Source organism: Actinophytocola sp. (assembly GCF_050699935.1).
In the GTDB taxonomy this organism is placed as follows: Bacteria; Actinomycetota; Actinomycetes; order Mycobacteriales; family Pseudonocardiaceae; genus Actinophytocola.
On record NZ_JBOHGB010000015.1, the window covers coordinates 1 to 17,751 of the forward strand.

The 17,751-nt window shown below is 69.2% G+C and carries 22 protein-coding genes; 15 read left to right on the forward strand and 7 right to left on the reverse strand.

Annotated elements, in window-relative coordinates:
* Positions 1 to 115 precede the first annotated feature (115 nt).
* Positions 116 to 760, reverse strand: coding sequence for a hypothetical protein (locus tag ACRDTB_RS08130; protein ID WP_431429389.1), 645 nt, complete (start codon positions 758 to 760; stop codon positions 116 to 118).
* A gap of 32 nt (positions 761 to 792) precedes the next feature.
* Between ACRDTB_RS08130 and mbhE the strand changes: the two genes are divergently transcribed.
* From mbhE to ACRDTB_RS08175, 9 genes are all read left to right on the forward strand, one after another.
* Positions 793 to 3,084: a hydrogen gas-evolving membrane-bound hydrogenase subunit E gene (mbhE, locus tag ACRDTB_RS08135; RefSeq protein WP_431429391.1), complete on the forward strand. Its 2,292-nt coding sequence runs from the start codon at positions 793 to 795 to the stop codon at positions 3,082 to 3,084.
* A complete protein-coding gene (locus ACRDTB_RS08140; protein WP_431429392.1) occupies positions 3,081 to 3,542 on the forward strand; it encodes an MnhB domain-containing protein in 462 nt (153 codons plus the stop codon). The genes mbhE and ACRDTB_RS08140 overlap by 4 nt, the downstream gene beginning before the upstream one ends.
* Positions 3,539 to 3,970 carry a sodium:proton antiporter gene (locus ACRDTB_RS08145; RefSeq protein WP_431429393.1) on the forward strand — a complete coding sequence of 144 codons (432 nt, stop codon included), beginning with the start codon at positions 3,539 to 3,541 and terminating at the stop codon, positions 3,968 to 3,970. The genes ACRDTB_RS08140 and ACRDTB_RS08145 overlap by 4 nt, the downstream gene beginning before the upstream one ends.
* Positions 3,970 to 5,349 carry a complex I subunit 5 family protein gene (locus tag ACRDTB_RS08150; RefSeq protein WP_431429394.1) on the forward strand — a complete coding sequence of 460 codons (1,380 nt, stop codon included), beginning with the start codon at positions 3,970 to 3,972 and terminating at the stop codon, positions 5,347 to 5,349. Before ACRDTB_RS08145 ends, ACRDTB_RS08150 begins: the two co-directional genes overlap by 1 nt.
* A complete protein-coding gene (locus tag ACRDTB_RS08155) occupies positions 5,349 to 5,867 on the forward strand; it encodes a Na+/H+ antiporter subunit E (protein WP_431429395.1) in 519 nt (172 codons plus the stop codon). Before ACRDTB_RS08150 ends, ACRDTB_RS08155 begins: the two co-directional genes overlap by 1 nt.
* A 41-nt stretch (positions 5,868 to 5,908) precedes the next feature.
* Entirely contained in the window at positions 5,909 to 6,124 is a 216-nt protein-coding gene (locus tag ACRDTB_RS08160; RefSeq protein ID WP_431429396.1) for a monovalent cation/H+ antiporter complex subunit F, read from the forward strand.
* 10 nt (positions 6,125 to 6,134) lie between these two features.
* Complete coding sequence (locus ACRDTB_RS08165; RefSeq protein WP_431429397.1) at positions 6,135 to 6,482, forward strand: cation:proton antiporter; 348 nt, start codon at positions 6,135 to 6,137, stop codon at positions 6,480 to 6,482.
* A gap of 64 nt (positions 6,483 to 6,546) precedes the next feature.
* Positions 6,547 to 6,816 (forward strand): trimeric intracellular cation channel family protein, encoded by a 270-nt coding sequence (locus tag ACRDTB_RS08170; RefSeq protein ID WP_431429398.1) that lies wholly within the window; start codon positions 6,547 to 6,549, stop codon positions 6,814 to 6,816.
* Between the two features lie 11 nt (positions 6,817 to 6,827).
* Complete coding sequence (locus ACRDTB_RS08175) at positions 6,828 to 7,196, forward strand: trimeric intracellular cation channel family protein (RefSeq protein ID WP_431429399.1); 369 nt, start codon at positions 6,828 to 6,830, stop codon at positions 7,194 to 7,196.
* Between the two features lies 1 nt (position 7,197).
* Here the strand turns inward: ACRDTB_RS08175 and ACRDTB_RS08180 are convergent, their stop codons facing one another.
* The 3 genes from ACRDTB_RS08180 to ACRDTB_RS08190 form a co-directional block, all read right to left on the reverse strand.
* Positions 7,198 to 7,383 carry a hypothetical protein gene (locus ACRDTB_RS08180; protein ID WP_431429400.1) on the reverse strand — a complete coding sequence of 62 codons (186 nt, stop codon included), beginning with the start codon at positions 7,381 to 7,383 and terminating at the stop codon, positions 7,198 to 7,200.
* 886 nt (positions 7,384 to 8,269) lie between these two features.
* Positions 8,270 to 9,466: a TerC family protein gene (locus ACRDTB_RS08185; protein WP_431429401.1), complete on the reverse strand. Its 1,197-nt coding sequence runs from the start codon at positions 9,464 to 9,466 to the stop codon at positions 8,270 to 8,272.
* A gap of 136 nt (positions 9,467 to 9,602) precedes the next feature.
* Positions 9,603 to 10,622, reverse strand: a complete 1,020-nt coding sequence (locus ACRDTB_RS08190) for a universal stress protein (RefSeq protein ID WP_431429402.1) — start codon at positions 10,620 to 10,622, stop codon at positions 9,603 to 9,605.
* Between the two features lie 155 nt (positions 10,623 to 10,777).
* On the opposite strand from ACRDTB_RS08190, the gene ACRDTB_RS08195 reads away from it, so the two are divergent.
* Positions 10,778 to 11,266, forward strand: a complete 489-nt coding sequence (locus ACRDTB_RS08195) for a cation:proton antiporter regulatory subunit (protein WP_431429403.1) — start codon at positions 10,778 to 10,780, stop codon at positions 11,264 to 11,266.
* Between the two features lie 374 nt (positions 11,267 to 11,640).
* Entirely contained in the window at positions 11,641 to 12,495 is an 855-nt protein-coding gene (locus ACRDTB_RS08200) for a peptidoglycan DD-metalloendopeptidase family protein (protein WP_431429404.1), read from the forward strand.
* Positions 12,496 to 12,652: 157 nt separating this feature from the next.
* Here ACRDTB_RS08200 and ACRDTB_RS08205 read toward each other — a convergent pair whose 3' ends face one another.
* From ACRDTB_RS08205 to ACRDTB_RS08215, 3 genes are all read right to left on the reverse strand, one after another.
* Positions 12,653 to 13,282: an NADPH-dependent F420 reductase gene (locus tag ACRDTB_RS08205; protein WP_431429405.1), complete on the reverse strand. Its 630-nt coding sequence runs from the start codon at positions 13,280 to 13,282 to the stop codon at positions 12,653 to 12,655.
* Positions 13,283 to 13,483: 201 nt separating this feature from the next.
* On the reverse strand, positions 13,484 to 13,780 hold the full coding sequence (locus ACRDTB_RS08210; RefSeq protein WP_431429406.1) for a helix-turn-helix domain-containing protein: 297 nt from the start codon (positions 13,778 to 13,780) through the stop codon (positions 13,484 to 13,486).
* Between the two features lie 129 nt (positions 13,781 to 13,909).
* Positions 13,910 to 14,206, reverse strand: a complete 297-nt coding sequence (locus tag ACRDTB_RS08215) for a hypothetical protein (RefSeq protein ID WP_431429407.1) — start codon at positions 14,204 to 14,206, stop codon at positions 13,910 to 13,912.
* A 750-nt stretch (positions 14,207 to 14,956) separates the two neighbouring features.
* Here ACRDTB_RS08215 and ACRDTB_RS08220 point away from each other — a divergent pair.
* From ACRDTB_RS08220 to ACRDTB_RS08235, 4 genes are read left to right on the forward strand one after another with little or no spacing between them, the layout of a single operon-like run.
* Positions 14,957 to 15,244 carry a hypothetical protein gene (locus tag ACRDTB_RS08220; protein ID WP_431429408.1) on the forward strand — a complete coding sequence of 96 codons (288 nt, stop codon included), beginning with the start codon at positions 14,957 to 14,959 and terminating at the stop codon, positions 15,242 to 15,244.
* On the forward strand, positions 15,241 to 16,647 hold the full coding sequence (locus tag ACRDTB_RS08225; RefSeq protein WP_431429409.1) for a hypothetical protein: 1,407 nt from the start codon (positions 15,241 to 15,243) through the stop codon (positions 16,645 to 16,647). The genes ACRDTB_RS08220 and ACRDTB_RS08225 overlap by 4 nt, the downstream gene beginning before the upstream one ends.
* A complete protein-coding gene (locus tag ACRDTB_RS08230) occupies positions 16,631 to 17,188 on the forward strand; it encodes a hypothetical protein (RefSeq protein ID WP_431429410.1) in 558 nt (185 codons plus the stop codon). Before ACRDTB_RS08225 ends, ACRDTB_RS08230 begins: the two co-directional genes overlap by 17 nt.
* A gap of 54 nt (positions 17,189 to 17,242) precedes the next feature.
* Positions 17,243 to 17,497 carry a hypothetical protein gene (locus tag ACRDTB_RS08235; protein WP_431429411.1) on the forward strand — a complete coding sequence of 85 codons (255 nt, stop codon included), beginning with the start codon at positions 17,243 to 17,245 and terminating at the stop codon, positions 17,495 to 17,497.
* Positions 17,498 to 17,751: the final 254 nt, after the last annotated feature.

The following is a 17,751-nucleotide window of genomic DNA, read 5'->3' on the forward strand; positions in this document are numbered from 1 at the left end:
TCCGAAACTGGCCCGGCTCCAATCCCGTAAACGGGGCAATCCACCCCGACCGCGACGCCGAGATCACCTGCACCACACCATGATCAACTACCGGCACCTCCAGACCCGCACCGGGTTACGAGACAGCAAGTATGGACGTCAATCGTGTCGCCCTGGCGCCACCCAGCAGATCGAGTACTAACGCCGCCGGTATTGCTCCGGAAATATCCATGTTCGCTGGCCCAGGTCTTGCTTCGGCGGGCGGTGCGGATTGGGACGAGATATCCGACTGGACCAGGTTCGGCACCGGCGCCGCACGGGCGATGGTCACGGTCTCGCAAGACAGACGGTCGACTGATGGGTCCGGGTTCGACCGTGAGCTGGCCGAGCGGCGCGGCGCCAGCCGGACAATCCCTTTCGGCGGATCTGCGAGTACGGTGCCGTGGTCGAGTTCCATCGCCAGGCTGCCGAGGAGCTGCGGCGGATCGCGGTGGAGTTGAGTGGCGGGCTCGACCGCGGCGGTGTCCTTCGCGCGCACATCGCCCGGCACACGAAGATCACCGTGCGCACGTTGACCATCTGGATCGGCCGACTCCGCCGGCGTGATCCCGAAGACCGGTGTGTTGTCGCGGAACGGCTCTCCGAGTCCGCAGGCCTGATCACGTCGCCGACGATGAGCAGAATAAGGCTGAGCAGGTAAGATGCCGAAGCGAAGATGATCAGCGCGGCGTCGTCTGGCATGCGTTTTTGTGATCGGCGCGGGCGCCTTGAAGCTGGCCATGGCGACCAGGAAGCCTGCTGGAGGAGTTGCCCGTGGTCGTCATTCGCGGCGGTGCGACAGCGTGCGGCGAGGGTGAACGACGCCCGAGGCCGGCGGTTGACTGGCAGGGATGGCTGGCGTGCGCGGCGGCGGCCGTGGGGTTCGTGCTGTGCCTGGTCGGCTGGCTGGCGGGCGGTGGCGCGTTCTCGTTGCCGTGGGCGCCGACCTTGGATCTGCGGCTGAGTTTCGCGCTCGACGGCCTCGGTGTGCTCTACGGGTTGCTGGCCACCGGTATCGGTGCCCTCGTCTTCGCCTACGGCACCCACTACTTGACCTTGCATCTGGAACATCAGCGCCGCCCGGCGGTGGAGCGGTGGCGGTTCTGGCCGTGGATGGTGCTGTTCGCGGTGGCGATGGTGGGGCTCGCCACCGCACAGGACCTGGTCCTGGTCTTCGTGTTCTTCGACCTGACCGCGGTGTGCTCGTACTTCCTCATCGGCTTCGACAGGGCCGAGCGGGAAGCGCGGACCGCGGCATTGATGGCGTTGCTGGTCACGGTGGTCGCCGCGGTGGCGATGCTCGTCGCCGCCGTGCTGCTCTACGCGGAGCACGGGACGTTCTCGATACCCGAGCTGCTGGTGCGGGCCGGTCCCTCGACGACCACCACCCTCGCGGCCGCGTTGCTGGCGGTGGCCGCGTTGGCCAAGAGTGCGCAGGTCCCGCTGCATTTCTGGCTGCCGCGGGCGATGGCGGCGCCGACCCCGGTGTCGGCCTACCTGCACTCGGCGGCGATGGTCGCGGCGGGCGCGCTGGTGATCGGGCGGGTGCACCCGCTGCTGGCCCGCAGCGAGGCGGTGCTCACCGGGATGGTGGTCGCGGGGGCGGCGTCGGTGGTGGTGGGCGGCGTGCTGGCGCTGCGGCGGGACGTGCTCAAGCATGTGCTCGCCTACTCCACGATCTCGCAGTACGGCTACGTGGTCATGATGTACGGGATAGGGGGAGCCGCCGGCAACGGTGCGGCGGCGTTCTACGTGCTGGCGCACGCGACGGCCAAGAGCGCACTGTTCATGACCGCGGGGGCGGTGACCATGGCCACCGGCGAGGACCGGTTGTCCCGGCTGGGTGGGCTCGGCCGCCGGATGCCGGTACTCGCGGTGGCGGCCGGGGCGGCGGCGGCATCGCTGGCCGCGCTGCCGCTGACGGTCGGGTTCTTCAAGGACGAGCTGTTCTTCGCCGCGGCGCTGGGACACGGGCCGCTGACCGCGGCGCTCGCCGTCCTCGCGGCGGTCTTGACGTTCGCCTACATCGGACGCTTCTGGCTGGGGCTCTTCCTCGGGCCCGTGCGCGGGCAGGTGGGCGCGACATCCGCGGTGCTCGTCGCCCCGGTGGTGATCCTGGCCGTGGTCGCGGTGTTCGGCGGCCTGGTCGTCGAACCGTTCGCGCGGCTGGCCGGGGACTCGGCCGGTGTCTCGGCCGGCGGACCGGTCACGATCTCCCCGGCCTACCACCTCGACGCTCGACCGGAGAACTTGATGACCGTCGCCGCGTGGGGGCTGGGCGCGCTGCTGTTGTTCCTGCCGCGGGTGGCGGACCGGGTGTCGCGGGCCGTGGCCGCGGTGGGGGAGCGGTTGGGGCCGCAGCGGGTCTACGAGGCCGCGCTGCACGCGCTGAACCGTCTCTCGGCCGTACTGCACGACCGGGAGGTACGGGACCTGCGAACCAGCATCGCCGCGGTACTGGTCCCGGCCGGGCTGTTGGTCGGCCTCGCGTTCGCCGCCACCCCGACGGCCGGCGCGTACGTCGTCGGCGTGGTCTCCGGGGCCGACTGGCTGATCCTGCCGCTGCTGGCATTGGTCGTCGTCGCGACCTTCGTGACCGCCAGGGCGCGGGCCCGGCTGGTCGTGGCGCTCGCCCTGTCCGTTGTCGGCTTCGCGCTCGCCGCGCTGTACGCACTGGTCGGCGCCCCCGACGTCGCGCTCGTGGCCGTCGTGGTCGAGACCATGCTCACCCTGGTCTTCGTCGCGGCCCTGACCCGGATGCCGCACGAACACGCCGAGCACGACGTCGTCGTGCCCGCCCATCGCAGCAGGCGCTGGCGCGACCCGCTCGCCGGCGGGGTCGCCGGGCTCGCCGTGTTCGTCTCGGTGTGGGGGTTCCTCTCCCAACCCGCAACTGACAGCGTCTCCGCCGAGCACATCCGGCTCACCCCGGCCGCGCACGGCGGCGACGTCGTCACGGTGATCGTCGCTGACTTCCGCGGCCTGGACACCCTGGTCGAGATCACGGTGCTGCTGGCCGCGGTGATCGGTGTGGCGACCCTGATGCGGCGCGGGAGGTTGTGGTGAGGCCCGATGATGTCGGCGTCCCGGACTCGGTTGTCCGGGCCGTGGCCCGGCTGCTGCCCCGCCCCAGCCTGATGGTCGCGGCCGCACTGATCGTCAAGGGGTACGCCGAGGTGGGCGACGGGTTCGCCGCCGGGGTGGTCGTCGCGCTGGCGGTCGCGCTGATCTACGTGGCGTTCGGCGCCGAGGGCGCGGAGCAGGGGCTGCCGATGCTGCGCTACGCCCCGACACTCGCGATCGGCGGCCTGCTTCTCGCGCTCGCGAGCGGGTTCTTCCCACTCGCGTTCGGCGAGCCGCCGGTGACCCATCGGCCCACCCCGGACGAGCACGTCGTCAAGATCGGCATGCTGGAGCTGTTCACGCCGCTGCTGTTCGACATCGGCATCTTCCTGCTCGTCGTCGGCGTGCTGACGATGTTGTTGCACCAGCTCGGCCGGCCGCTGGGGGAGGGCCGGCGATGATCCTCGCCTTCTCCCTCGCCGCGGCCGTCCTGTTCGGCTCCGGCGCATTCCTGTTGCTCAAGCGGGACCTGATCCGGATGGTCGCGGGCATCATGTTGATCTCGCAGTCCGCCGTCGTCACGATCATCGCCTCGAGCCTGAGCCGCGGGCAGGCGGCGATCGCGGTGGCGCCGGGCGACACGGTGAGCGACCCGCTGCCGCAGGCGCTGGCGTTGACCGCGCTGGTCATCGGGCTGGCCACGGTCGCGCTGCTGCTCGCCCTCGTGCACCGGGCCATCGTGGTCTTCCGTACCGCCGAGCAGGACGAGCTGGCCGCGACGGAGGCCGAGCACGAGGCCGCGCTGGAGCGGGCGCGGCAGGCCGATCGCGAGGAGGTCGAGACCAGCCCGGACGACGAGCGCCAGGCCGACAGCGAGCGGGCCCGCTGATGCTGCTGTCGACAATTCTGCTCGTGCCGTGGGCGTCGGGCGCCGTGCTCGTGGCGTTCGACGGCCGCCGGCGGGCGCTCGCCTGGCTCGCCGTCGCGTCGCTCGCGGCGAGCCTCGTCCTGCTGTGCGTGCTCGCCGCCGACGTGTTCACCGGGGGCAGCCGGCAGGTCGTCACCGGCGGCTGGCCCGCCGACGTGGGCATCGTGCTGAAGGCCGACGCGCTGGGCGTCGCCTTCGCGTTGCTGTCGGTCCTCGTCCTGCTCGCCGCCACCGCCCACGAGGCGATCGGCGGGGTGCGGTCGCGGACCTTCCCCGGCCTGGTCGTCCTGCTCGCCGCCGGGCTGACCGGCCTGTTCGTCACGGCCGACGTGTTCTCCTTCTATGTCTTCTTCGAGCTGGCCATGACCGCCTCGTACGTGCTCAGCGCCTACGGGGGCAAGCGGCGCCAGCTGCGGGCGGCGCTGGTGTTCACCGCGGTCAACCTGCTGGGCTCGTTCATCTTCCTGCTGTCGGTGGCCGGCACCTACCGGGTGACCGGGGCGCTCGCGATGGATCAGGTGGCCGAGCGCATGCCCGCCGTCAACCCCAACGCGGCGATCCTGATCGCCGCGGGGTTCTTCATCGCGTTCAGCGTCAAGCTCGGGCTGTTCCCCTTCCACTTCTGGCTGCCCACCGTCTACGCGGGCGCCCGGCCGGCCGTCGCGGCGATCCTCAGCGGGGCCGTCGCGAACATCGGTGCCTACGGCCTGCTGCGCTTCGGCGCCGGCCTGTTCCCCGACCAGCTGCGGCTCGCGGGAGTCGCGCTCGTCGTCCTCGGCGCCGCGTCGATCATCTACGGCGGCGTGCTCGCGGTGGCCCGTGGTGACACCGCCGAGATGCTGGCCTACTCCGCGATCGGGCAGGTCGGGTACGTGCTGGTCGCGGTGGGTGTGGGCGGCCCGGTCAGCCTGACGGCAGCGGTGCTGTACAGCGTGATCAACTCGCTGAACAAGGCGCTGCTGTTTCTCGCCTCGGGCGTACGGGGCGCGCTGGTCGCGGGCGCGTTCGCGATCGGGGCGCTCAGCGTGGCGGGCGTGCCGCCGGTGGCGGGGTTCGTCGGCAAGCTGGAACTGTTCCGCACCGGCATCGTGGCCGGCAGCGCCACCCTCATCGTGCTGCTCCTCGTCGGCAGTGCGCTGTCGCTCGTCTACATGTTCCAGGTCTACCAGCGCCGCTTCTGGCGCACGGACCCGCTGGCGGCCGCCGCGGCGACCTCGCTGCCGCAGCGACTGGTCACGGCGGCGCTGGCGCTGCTGGTGCTGGTCACCGGCTTGTGGCCCGAGCCGCTGCTCACGCTCAGCAGCCAGGCGGCGGGCGCCCTGCTGGATGGGGTTCCCTGATGACAGTCCGAACGGCACCGGAGGTTGGAATGATCGGCCCGCTGCTCCGCGTCATCACGCTCACCGCCGTCTACCTGCTCGTGTTGACGAGCCTGCACCCCGGGGACATCCTGACCGGGCTCGTGCTGTCGACGCTGGTAGTCGCCATCGCCTCGCGGGTCTCCTCGCCGAAACCGGCTCCGCTCGCCCCGCTGGGCCGCCGGCTGGCGGGCGTGCCGGCGCTCGTCGGCGGGACCCTGGTGGACCTGGCGAGAGGCACCTGGCAGACCGCCGTCGCCCTCCTCGGCCGAGGCCTGGCCGACGGCGGGCTCGTCGAGGTCCCGATACCCCGCACCGGCCAGGCGTCGGCCGCGGCCTGGGGGGTGCGGGTCGGGTTCGTGCCGGACACCGTCGTCGTCGAGGTCGACGAGAAGCGGGGCCGGATGCTGCTGCACGTGCTCGACGCGCGAGATCCCGCGGCCGTGGTCGCCGCGCAGCACGACTCCTACCAGCGGCGCCAGCGCCGGGTCTTTCCCTGACCGCCGTGCCCGCCTTCGTCGTCATCCCCGCCCTGTTTTGGGTGACACTCCTGCTGGTGGCCGGTGGTCTGGCGCTCGTCCGCGCCCGTGACGTGCTCCAGCGGGTCGTCGCGCTCGACCTCCTGGCGGTGATCGTCATCTCGCTGCTGGCGCTGCTGAGCTACCTGCGGGGGCAGGCGTACTACCTCGACGCCGCCGTGGCGCTTGCTCTGCTGTCCTTCGTCGCCACCGTGGCCGCGGCCCGGTACGTCGACTAGGGGAGTTCGAATGATCTCGATCCTGCTCGACGCGGTCGGAGGTGCGCTGCTCCTGCTGGGCCTGGCGCTGCTCACGATCAGCATCATCGGCGTCCTGCGGCAGCCCGACACCTACGGCCAGTTGCATGCCCAGGGCCTGGCCACCGGGCCCGGAGTGATCGCGATCCTGGCGTCCTCGGTCGCGACCGAGGACGCGGCGATCATCACCTTCGCCGTGCTCGCGATCGCGTTCGTCGCGCTCACCTCGCCGGTGTCCAGCCATGCGATCGCCCGCGTGGCCCACCGCCGCGACAGCCGGGACGTGGACGAGTCCGACGGCGAGTCCGACAGCGGGTCGGATGGCAAGGGCGAAGCATGAGAGCCGACGATCGACATCGTCGGCGGACAGATGTCGCGGCTGAGGCGATATCTGAGGCTAGACGATGGACATGACGACCGAGCCGCCGCTGTTGCTGGCGCTGGATCTGATCGGCACCTTCGCGTTCGGGCTCAACGGCGCCTTGACCGCGGTGCGGGCCGCCCGGCTCGACATCGTCGGCGTGGTCACGCTCGGGGTGATCACCGCGCTGGGTGGGGGCATCATCCGCGACGTCCTGGTCGGCGACGTGCCGCCGGCCACCTTCCGCGACTGGCGCTATCTGGCGTTGGCCGTCGGGGCGGACTGGCGGCGTTCGCACTCAGCCAGTGGCTGAACCGGCTGGAGATGCCGATCAACGTCCTGGACGCGGTCGGGTTGAGCGTGTTCGCGGTGATCGGCGCCAGCAAGGCCGTGGCTTTCGGGCTCGGCGTGGGGCCGGCCATCATTCTGGGTGTCATCACCGGGGTGGGCGGGGGCACGATCCGGGACACCCTCGTGCGGCAGGTCCCGACGGTGCTGCACAGCGACCTGTACGCGATCCCGGCCCTGATCGCCGCCGCGCTCACGGTCGCCGCCATCCATGCGGGGATCTATTGCCTGCCGGCCGCGCTGGGCGCGGTCGCGATCTGCTTCGCCATCCGGATGCTCGGCGTCGTCCTCAGGCTCAACGCGCCGCGTCCACCCGGCGATCGCGGCGTGCCGGACGAGCAGTGAGTCAGCGGGCCAGCCAGGCCAGCGCCGCCACGACCAACGCCTGGGTGCCGGTGTCCAGGGTCGGTTGGTTGACCGGGATGTCCTGGGACAGCCGGCCGGCCTGCTCCGCCTGGCGGTAGGCGTTCGGTTCGATGCCGCCGAGAACCCCAGTAGGTGGCGGGGATGCCGAGCGCGGTGGGGATGTCACTGAAGTTCTCGCTGGCGCTCTGCTGGTCCAGCGGCCCGGCCCGCCCGCCGACGAACTCGTCGAACGCGGCGGCGACCCGGCCGGTGGTCGCGGGGTCGTTGGCGGTCGACGGGAATGGTCGAACAGCTCGAACTCCGGGTCCTTCGAGCAGCCCGAAGCCTGGCACTCCGCGGGACACGATCGTCTCTGCAACCGGATCATGATCATCGCTGCGGAGTACCACCGGGTCGACCGTTGCCTGGGGCGTCGACCCGTGGCCACCCCGACCGTGCACGGTTATCCGCATGCTGTCGGCCGCGGAGAGCACCGGACCGGCGCGGGTGCCGAGCCATCCGGCCGGGTCCGCAGCACGTGCTGGGCCAGCGCCACCTCCGGGGCCGGGGTGATCCGAGCCAGGCCGTCGTCGAGCATCCCGTGGGCGCCGTCCCCGGTCTCCTCGCCGGCTGGAACAACGCCACCAGCGTTCCGGCCCACCGATCAGGCGCCGAGGCGAACAGGTGCGCGGCTCTCAACAGGCAGACGACATGCACGTCGTGACCGCAGGCGTGTGCCACCGGCACCTCGGCCCCGGCTTTCGCCCGTGGCCGAGCCCGTGGCCGTGCTCGCGTAGGCCAGGCCGGTCGCCTCGCGCACCGGCAGTGCGTCCATGTCCGCCCGCAGCAACACCACCGGCCCGTCACCGTTCTCCAACACCCCGACCACGTCGGTCCGCCGATCCCCGCACGCGTTCGAAGGCCGGAGCGCTCGAGCCGCTCGGCCACCCGCGGTCCGATGCTCCTGGTGCGTTCATGCCGGCGATGATCTCCGCCTCGCGTCAAGCAGTCGCGTCAGGGGGAAAGCCCGAAACGTCGCCCGTTGCGAGAGCGACGCCCCTTGAGAATCGGTCTCACCGTTCGGCGGGATTGGCGACGCTCGTTGTGGTCCGGGTGTGTTCCGCGTGGGCCCGCTCGAGCAGGGCCATCAGCTTCTCCTCTTCCCGGATTCGGGCTCGGTACCTCTCCGGGAGCTGCTTGAGTGTTGCTTCCTCGGCGAGCAGCGCGGCGAAGATCGCTGCGCGTCGATCTGGGTCGGTCTCGACGTCCACGTACTCGATCGCATGACGGCGGGCGGAGGCGATCACGTTCTGTGCCCTACCCCAGGCGCTGGTCATGGACGCGACGACGGTGACGAGCAGGACGCCGATGATCACACTCAGGGACAGTTCGGTGCTGATCTCCACCACCTCGACCGGCTGCCCGTTGTTGATGAACGGCACGTTGTTCTCGTGCAGCGCGTGCAGGATGAGCTTCACGCCGATGAACCCGAGGATCACGGCCAGCCCGTAGGCCAGGTAGATGAGCCGGTTCAGCAGCCCGTCGATGAGGAAGTACAACTGACGCAGTCCCAACAGCGAGAACGCCGTGGCGGTGAACACGAGGTAGACGTTCTGCGTGAGCCCGAAGATGGCCGGGATGGAGTCCAGCGCGAACAAGATGTCCGTGCCGCCGATGGCGACCATGACCAGCAGCATCGGCGTCATGGCCCGCCGGCCGTTCTCGATGGTGAACAGCCTGTCACTGTCGTAGGTGTCGGTGGTGTGGAAGAGCTTTCTGGCAAGCCGAACCACGATGTTGTCCGCCTCGTGGCTGTCCTCGCCTTCGGGCTTGAGAAGGTTGCCGGCGGTGACCAGCAAGATCACGCCGAAGATGTAGAAGACCCAGGCGAACAGGTTGATGAGGGCCGCGCCCAGCAGGATGAAGCCGGTACGGGCGATCAGGGAGAAGACGATCCCGAACAGCAGTACCTTCTGCTGGTCGGCGCGGGGCACCTTGAAGCTGGACATGATGATGAGGAAGACGAACAGGTTGTCCACCGACAACGCCTTCTCCGTCACATACCCGGCGAAGTACTCCGTTCCCATCGTCGAGCCGCCGAAGACGAACACGCCGACACCGAAGACGATCGCGATCCCCACGTAGACGGTCGACCAGAGCGCCGCCTCGCGAAGGCTCGGCACATGTGCCTTGCGCACGTGCGCCGCGAAGTCGAACAGCAGCAGACCTGCGATCCCGGCGATCGTGAGCCACCAGACGACCTGAGGCACATCCGCTCGCTGTCCGCCTTCTCCGGTACGAACTGTTTCGCCAGGGCACCACAGCGCGCTGTCGCACGCAACTGCGCCGGAGCGGTCGGGCGTCGTGCGGAGGTCCCACGCCGCGGGTGCGCGTTCCCTCGACTCGCTACCAGTTGGCCGGTGGATCGCTGGCCGGGAATGATCCGTGACCCCAGATTTCGACGATGTCGGGCGCGGTGCGCGGGTGGTGGGCGGCTGCGTCGCGGACGTCGGTTTCCGTGTCCTGGGAGGGCTGGTCCGCTCCGATGACCGCGACGGGGCAGCGGGCACCGTGGATCACCGCATGGCTGACCGAGCCGAGCAGCATCCCGCCAAAGGCTCCGCGCCCGCGGGTGCCGACCGCGACCAGTTCGGCGGCTGCCGAGGCTTCGACGAGGGCCCGTTCGGCCGGCCCGTGCTCGACCACGGTGGTGACGCTCAGCTGTGGGTGCGTCCGGTGGACCACCCGACGAGCCGTGTCAGCGATCTGCTGTGCGGCGCCGCGTAGCCGGTCCGGGCTGATCCCGGCGGGCGCCCGCTCGCCGGTGCAGGTGAGGATCTGCAGCGGGCTTGAAGTCGCGGCGGCGTGGTCGGCGGCGAACCGCACCGAGCCGGCGGCGCCCGGGGAGCCATCGGTTCCGACCACGACACCGCGTGCGGGTCCGGTCGGTCGGGGACTGGCGTCGGTCTTGACCACGACCACAGGACAGGAAGCACTGGCGGCGACCGCGAAGGCCACCGATCCCAACAGGGGTCCCAGGACGCGACCGTGGCCCCGGGTGCCGATCACCAGCAGTCCGGCGTCGGCGGCTGCCTGGAGAAGCGTTTGGGTGGGACTGGTCACCTTGGTCGCGCCGGCGACCCGGAGCTCGGGCTGGGCGGCCAGGGCCTCGATGACGCCGCGGAGGGTTACCTCCTCGGCAGCCTCCAACGCCCGAGGTGATGGATCGAGGAGGCCCGGCCCGGGCCCGAGGGTCATCCCCGGGTAGTTCGCGGCGTACACCACCAGCAGGGGCGCGTCCCGCCGGTTCGCTTCGGCGGCCGCCCATACCAACGCCTTCCGGGCGGGCGGCCTGCCGTTGTAGCCGACGACGACGGGCAGTTGCCCGATGCTCGGGGAGTACCGCTCGGACTCGTCGTAGCCCATGACTCATCCCTCCCGGGCCGCGAGGCAGGCCAGCCACGTCGCTCGGACCAGCTGGACCTCTCCCGCCATGCTGCCCGACGACCGGCAGCTTCGCCTGCCGCGACGGAACAGCCACAGATCTTGCTCGTGCGAGTTGCCTGTGCCACCGTCGGGTCATGGACGTCGAGGTGCGTAGGCGCGACCTGCCGGGGCTGGGCAAGCAGTTCGAGATCGGGTGTGCCAGCGGCGGGCGGGTCGCCGTGGTCGTGCAGAACAACGGCGCACGCCACCTCTACACGTTCGAACCGGACGCGGACGCGGCCAGCAGCGCGCTCCAGCTCGACGAAGCCCAGGCGCGTGTGCTCGGCGCGATTCTGGCGGGTGTCTACTTCCGGCCGGCCGAACATGACGAGCCGGCCGTGTTCGGTGCCGTGGCCATCGACTGGTTGACGGTAGAAGCGGACGCACCGGCCCTGGCGGTCGCCGACCTGGTGCTCGTAGACCATCCCTCGGCCACGCTCGTCGCCATCATGCGTGGCGAGGAGACGCTCGTGAAGCCGGGACCCGACGAGCTGCTGCGCGCGGGCGACCAAATCCTGATCGCCGGCCACCGCGCCGACATCTTCGAGGTCCGCGCGAAGATCGTGGAAGCTGCGCGTACCTGACAGGGGCCTCGACCGCGGCCACGTCGGTGCTGCTCGACCAATCGACGGCCGACCGCGTGGAGATCGTCGCAGATCCGATAGACCCAGGTGGAGGCTTGGCTGCCGACCTTCAGCGGAAGCGTTGTGGCACCTATCGAGGACGATATTGCCAGATCAGTCTGATAGGTCGAAAATAACTAACATCCTGGCGAAAGTGATCGCGAGGTCCGGAAACCCTGCCCACGACCCGTGTCGAATCGACCTGCGGTCACCGGTGTCTTTGAAGGAGCGACATGTGTGAATCGTGCGATGTGGCCGGCGAGGACAGGCCGGACGCGAGGGTGTCTCGCCGTCAACTCCTCGCCGGACTCGGGCTCGGGGCGTCCCTGATCGGGGTGACTGCTCTGGCGACGCCCGCGTCGGCGGCCACGCTGAAGAACGCGGCCTGGTGCAATCCGGCGCTGGGCTACTTTCCCAATGGCGGCCACTACGGAGCGCCGCGGCCGGGCGGCCCGCATGCCGGCCAAGACATCACCAACTCCACCGGCACCGCCGTTTACGCGGCGGCGGCCGGGACGGTGATCCGCCGCGAGTGGGGCGGCGGGCTGGGGGGCCGTACCGGCAACGCCATCGTCATCTCCCACGGTGGCGGTGTCTACACCTATTACGGTCATCTCGATACGTACCGGGTTTCGCTCAACCAGTCCGTGTCGGCCGGTCAGCGCATCGCCGACATGGGCGCGACGGGCAACGTGACCGGTCCACACCTGCACTTCGAGACGCACTCCGGCGGGCTGGGACCGACCGTCAATCCGGTCACCTTCATGTCCGCCCGCGGAGCCGACCTCGGCGGCGGCTGGCCGAGAATCGATCCCGACGCACGCGGTGCGACCGTGTCGGTCATCCAACATCTGATGAACCAGCGCGGCTCCGGGCTCGTGGTCGACGGTCACTACGGCTCGATCTCGGTGAGCGCGGTCAAGCGGTTCCAGTCCGCCAGCGGCCTCGTCGCCGACGGCCAGGTCGGCCCGGCGACGTGGCCAAAGCTGATCTATTCGTTGAACCAGGGGGCCAGTGGCCATCACGTCCGCGGGCTCCAGGTCGCGCTCAACAAGCGCAGCGCGAGCCTGCTGGTGGATGGCGGCTTCGGTTCGGTGACCAGCACAGCGGTACGCAGTTTCCAGAAGGTCAACCGACTGGTGGTCGACGGCAACGCCGGCCCGATCACCTGGCAGGCACTGGTCGGCTGACCTCGCATCCGGGCCGTGACCCCTCCCGGTCGTCACGGCCCGGATCGGGCGTCTAACAGACCACCTGGGCGCTGGTCGACGGAGCCGGAGGGGCTCGGTCTTCTTTGGGTGGTTCCGGACCAAGGACCCGAAGCAGATCGACCGATGTGGTGTCAGGTCAGCTGATGGGGCCTACGAGCTTCCATCCCGACCGCCACGGCCACCCGTTGCGTATGTTCATGGAGATGTTGAGAAACGCCATCTGCTCCAACGCCCTGGCCGCCGGGAGATCACCCACGTCGACCGGCCGGTAGCCGACCGAGGACAGGAACTCGGCCACGATCGTCTTCGCTGTGTCGTTGCTGCCGGCATAGAAGCCGTCCAACTGTGCGTCGTCGACAACGGGCTCGGCTTGGTTGCCGGCGAACACCGTGTTGAACGCCTTGACCACAAATGCTTCCGGAACCGCGTCCTGCAATACCTCTGCGCCTGACCGGTCGGTCACGGCGAGTCCAGACCCATCGGGCAGCAACGGGTTCGTCGCATCGATCACCGGCTTGCCCGCAACTCCCTCCGCGATCTCGCGGGCGACGCCGGCCACCGAGTCGTAGGGCACCGCGATCACGACGGCATCCGCATCGCGCACGCCGTCGCCGTTCGACGCCGCCCACGAGACGTGGAGGCGATCCGCGACCGTCTTCGCGGTGTCCTGAGTTCTCGCGGTGATCACCACGTCGTGTCCCGCGCGCGTGCTTGCCAGGGCAATCGCCTGTCCCACGTTCCCGGCGCCGATGACCGCCAGTTTCATCTCCGCTCACCTCTCCTGAGAAAGTCACGCGATACGTGCGGGCTGGCGCGGCGCGAACGGCGCGCTGCGACAGCGCGCCTCCTCAGCCAACTCCCGGCTTCCACCGACGGGGTGCCACGTCCGGCCAGATCGAAACGGGCGTCGGACGGTCCGCCGGTCGGCTCGCTCCTCCGCCGCCAGGCTGACCGATCGGGACGGAGGCTAATCGTCGATGGCGAGCGCCATGATCATCGCTTGCCTTTTCCCGGTGTCGGCCATATCGATCCTGGTGAGCTCCGTCATCTTCCGGAGCCGGTCGCGGATGGTGTTCGGGTGCACGCCCAGCCTGTCCGCGCCTTGCGCGATGTCGCCACCGGCCTCAAGCCATGCCCGCAGGGTCGGAACGTATCGGGTGCCGTGCTGCGCGTCGTATTTGCGCAGTTCGACGATGGGACCGCGAGCCCGGGTCCTGCCGGCCCACGACTCCGAGTTCTGTAGCCGCGCCAGTTCGCCCGCCACGACTGGTAACGGTTTTTGGCACGCGAGGTGCTCCACCCGGCTATCCGGGGAGCGACCGGCGATTCAGTGCCGCTCTGCGAGCCGCTTGCGTATACCAACCGCGCCGCGACCCGCAGATGAGCTACCGAGTTACAGCCCGCCAATGTTCGACAGCGGCGAAGCCGTGGGCTTCCGCTCACAGGAGGAGCCGGCGGACACTAGATCAGCGACCAGCTGCTCCCAGCCGATGAAGATACCGGTCATCCCGGATGGCGCGGTGGCCAAGGACCCGAGAACGTACCGGTACCGGTCGTGTGCGTCGGGAATGCCGGCGAGTTCCAGGTTCTCGGCGAACTGTTCCCGGTCGGCATAGGCGCGGATGTGAACGACTTCGACACCGCCGAGGTACAGCTCCGCATCGGCGATGCGCGACTCGCCGGCGGGCACCCGCCGGAAGGTGATCGAACGCACCGGGTACGTGGAGTCCCTCCTCGTTGTCCCGCCAGGTCAGCGGCGGGAAAGCGTGCCACGTCGTGTCAGCTGCATCGCGATCATCGCGTCCAGTCGTAGATCAAGCCCGGACATCTCGCTGTGGGTCACCGCGAACTCCTCGCGGCCCTACTCTTCGGACCGCGACCACCGCGTCGGCAGGGGCACCTCGAGGTAGTCGCGGGCACGCAGCCATTCGATGGCCCGGCCATGCAGCAGGCTCGACGTGGCCAGCTGGGGCACTGGTGTCGAGGCGAACAGCGGACTTCCCCCGCCCGGGTGGGCCGAGGGCCGCCTTTGGGTACGAATGGACGAGACACGGATGGTCGTCGGCCCGGTCAGCACGCCCGGTCACGACAGCGGGCACCTCGCTACCGTGGTTCCGCGGCAGGTCCTCCAGGGCGAACCAGCCGCGCATCGTGCGAGTTGGCTCGGGAAGAGCCGAAACACCGGTCGGTGCCGCGTCTGGTCGCGCATTTGTTGCGTGAGGTGGAGTCCAAGACTTTCGCTTGTGGTGACTGATCTTGCTGTTGACGATTTGGATCGGGCGGGTGGTCGGCACGGCTCTGTTCGGCGGTCCCGCTGCACCGGGTGCTGGACGTTGACGATCCGGGTTCCACTCGTGCTGATTCAGGTTGGGTATGCCGGCGTCCGAACTCCAGTAGAGTGCGGCCTGATGGCGGATTCAGGGGTGGGGGTTCATGGGTTGTGGACGGGTACGAGGTTGAGATTGGTCAGCTGCGGGATGCGTCGAGGGCGGCGGGGTCGGCCGCGGATCAGGCCAGGGCGGTGCACCCGGGTAGCGGCTTAGGTGCGATCGCGGCGGCGTTGCCCGGTGGAGATGCGGCAAAGAGCGCGCCGACCCTGGCAACGACGTTCGACGAGCGCGCGACGGGGTGGGCTGGCGAGATCGACAGGTGGAGGGAAACGGTCTCGTCGGCGGCGAAGACATACTCTGAAAATGAGGATGCTGCCGAGAGGGCTTTCGGGGGATGACTGTCGGCTACGACGATGTCCGCAAATGGGACGCTGACGAGCTCGATACGTCTGCCACCAACCTGCGTGGGCGGCGGGACAAACTCGTCGGGCTACAGGACGAACTCGACGACGCCAGGAGGTTGCCGGACTGGCACGGCTCCGCCGGCGAGCGTGCCCGCAGTTCGCTGGGCGATACGCGTAACAAGGCCGAGACGCTGATCGCGGAGCTGTCCGCCGTCGAACGCGCCCTGCGAAACGCGTCGGACGACGTCTCCGCCCTGAAGACCCGGGTCTCCAACAACGACTCCCTCGCCGACAAGTACGAGTTCAGCATCTCCGCCGACGGCACGGTCGTGGACAACAAGCCCGCCGACAACGGCCCCGCGCCGAGGTCGCGATTCGAGGCCGAGGAGCGCGCCGCCGCCCAACGGCACCGCGAAATGATCAAGAAGCAGCTGGAGCAGGAAACAAAGGCGATACTCACCGCGGCGAACAGCATCGACGCCTCTCTCGCGCGGGTCATGCAGCTCGCGCAGGACGGCAAGATCAGCGACCACGGAGCGACCACCCTGGCCGACGCCAGGGGCGCCGGCCAGGTCGATGCCAAGGTGGTCGAGATGGAGCAGTCGCTGCGAGACGCCGGACTGCTGACCGGGCCGCCCGCGTCCGACCACTACCGGCAATGGCTCGAGAATGCCGTGCGCCGAGGCGTGCCGGTCGAAACGATCATGAAGATCGCCGCCGATCACCACATCACGCCGGAGGACTTCGAGGTTCTCGACGGAATGGAGGAGATCCGCGAGGACGAGGACGGCGACGGGATCGCCAAGTCATACTTCTTGATGCCGACCGACATCAGCGGAGACGACGCCGCCAAGGCGGTGCGGATGACCTACATCCTCAACGCGGGCACCGACTACGGCACCGAAGGAGAGGCGACCGACTTCGGACCGACCCCGTACGGATCTGGGGAACTGCAGCGAATCGTCGACCGGCAACGGGCAAATGACTGGAGCTACAACGACGATGTGGCGTTCGTTCACGGCAACGGTGGACGGCTGGTGACCACCCCGAACGGCATGATGATGGGCTTGGGTGGGAACCTCATCCAAGATCAGTTCAGCCAGCGGGGCGGAACCACCTGGGGCGACACGTTCATGCTGAACATCGACGACCCGGCAGATCCCGCGCAGCAGCTTCGCGAGGTGGCCGGGTCGGGCCACGCGTGGTACGACGGCGAAGGCGGCCCTCAGCGGGGCGATCTCGACATGGACCGGCTGCTCCACCACGAGGAGCGCCACTCCCAACAATGGGCACGCGAGGGCTACACGGAATTCCTCGCCTCCTACGCGTGGGAACAGATCACAGGCGGCAATGAGACCGAGGAAGACGCGGGACTTTCCGATGGCGGATATCGCTAGATGGTCGCGCATCGCCTGCGCCGCCCTGCTCGTGGTGTCGGCGACCGCGGCGTGCGACACCGAGGCGCAGTATGCGCCGTCGCTGCCGCCGGCGGCCGGGTTCCGTGTCGATGACGGCGTCCTGAAATTGTGGACGGGAACCCCCTGTCGGGGCGTCACCGGCGTGACATTGATCTTCGACTCCGGCACCGCGAAGAGCGCGCAACAGGTGTGGTCCGCACCGCGGCCGGGGGTGTCGTTGGAGCGCATGGACCTGCTGGGGACCGCCCAGGGATCATCTCCGGACAGTACTGGATCTCTCCTGGTCAAGAAACGCCTGCCGGCGGACTACGACTGGACCAAGGCCGACTCGATCGTCTTCTCCGTCGACGGCCCGAGGGCGTACGGTGCCAGGGTCGACGTCGACCAGGTGCTGACAGAGTCGGCCCGGCATCCGTCCCGGAGCTACCTGTTCGGCCAGGCCGGCTGGATGGACGCGTCGGACGTACAACGAGAGAACCAGAAGTCGTTCCTGACCGTCTGCACTCCCGACCCGGGGTGATGGAGGTGCCCGGCCGGTCTCGACCTCGACACACCCCAACTTGCGGAGTCGAATATGGACGCGCCAGGTAGTACCACCCGTACAAGCCCGCTGCGGACGGCGCTGCGGCGCCTCGTGCTCGGTGCGTTTTTCTGTGTCGTCGTATTGATCGTGTTGCTCGTCGGCGCGGCGGTGCTCAGCGTCACCGGGTTGTCCTTCGACCCGCACGGCTACGGAATGTTCGCGGGGATCCTGTTCGCCGTGGTGCTCATGCCGGTCGCGCTGATGCTGTGGGTGCTGTACCGGTCGATGCGGCGAGGCGGCAATTGACCAGCGGCGCAACTACCTCGACACAGCTCGTGGCAAATCTCGGAGTCCGTCGACCCTTCGATCTCGTGGTAGAGGCTGAGATCGACCGCGAGGACCAGTGAGATTCACTCGGAGGAAGTCCCCGAGGTAGCCCCACAGCCACCGGCCGAAGCGGAACGGATGGCAGTTCGTCTCCTGCACCGGGGGCGATTGTGGCACGGATATGGGCGACGACCCGGCTAGCTGAGCTAGCCGATACCGAGGCCCGGCTGCTG

Bases quoted from the DNA above. Each gene is read 5' to 3' on its own strand.
- ACRDTB_RS08130 (WP_431429389.1), bottom strand. From the start codon at position 760: ATGGCCAGCTTCAAGGCGCCCGCGCCGATCACAAAAACGCATGCCAGA.
- ACRDTB_RS08145 (WP_431429393.1), top strand. From the start codon at position 3,539: ATGATCCTCGCCTTCTCCCTCGCCGCGGCCGTCCTGTTCGGCTCCGGC.
- ACRDTB_RS08150 (WP_431429394.1), top strand. From the start codon at position 3,970: ATGCTGCTGTCGACAATTCTGCTCGTGCCGTGGGCGTCGGGCGCCGTG.
- ACRDTB_RS08155 (WP_431429395.1), top strand. From the start codon at position 5,349: ATGACAGTCCGAACGGCACCGGAGGTTGGAATGATCGGCCCGCTGCTC.
- ACRDTB_RS08165 (WP_431429397.1), top strand. From the start codon at position 6,135: ATGATCTCGATCCTGCTCGACGCGGTCGGAGGTGCGCTGCTCCTGCTG.
- ACRDTB_RS08170 (WP_431429398.1), top strand. From the start codon at position 6,547: ATGGACATGACGACCGAGCCGCCGCTGTTGCTGGCGCTGGATCTGATC.
- ACRDTB_RS08175 (WP_431429399.1), top strand. From the start codon at position 6,828: ATGCCGATCAACGTCCTGGACGCGGTCGGGTTGAGCGTGTTCGCGGTG.
- ACRDTB_RS08190 (WP_431429402.1), bottom strand. From the start codon at position 10,622: ATGGGCTACGACGAGTCCGAGCGGTACTCCCCGAGCATCGGGCAACTG.
- ACRDTB_RS08195 (WP_431429403.1), top strand. From the start codon at position 10,778: ATGGACGTCGAGGTGCGTAGGCGCGACCTGCCGGGGCTGGGCAAGCAG.
- ACRDTB_RS08205 (WP_431429405.1), bottom strand. From the start codon at position 13,282: ATGAAACTGGCGGTCATCGGCGCCGGGAACGTGGGACAGGCGATTGCC.
- ACRDTB_RS08225 (WP_431429409.1), top strand. From the start codon at position 15,241: ATGACTGTCGGCTACGACGATGTCCGCAAATGGGACGCTGACGAGCTC.
- ACRDTB_RS08230 (WP_431429410.1), top strand. From the start codon at position 16,631: ATGGCGGATATCGCTAGATGGTCGCGCATCGCCTGCGCCGCCCTGCTC.
- ACRDTB_RS08235 (WP_431429411.1), top strand. From the start codon at position 17,243: ATGGACGCGCCAGGTAGTACCACCCGTACAAGCCCGCTGCGGACGGCG.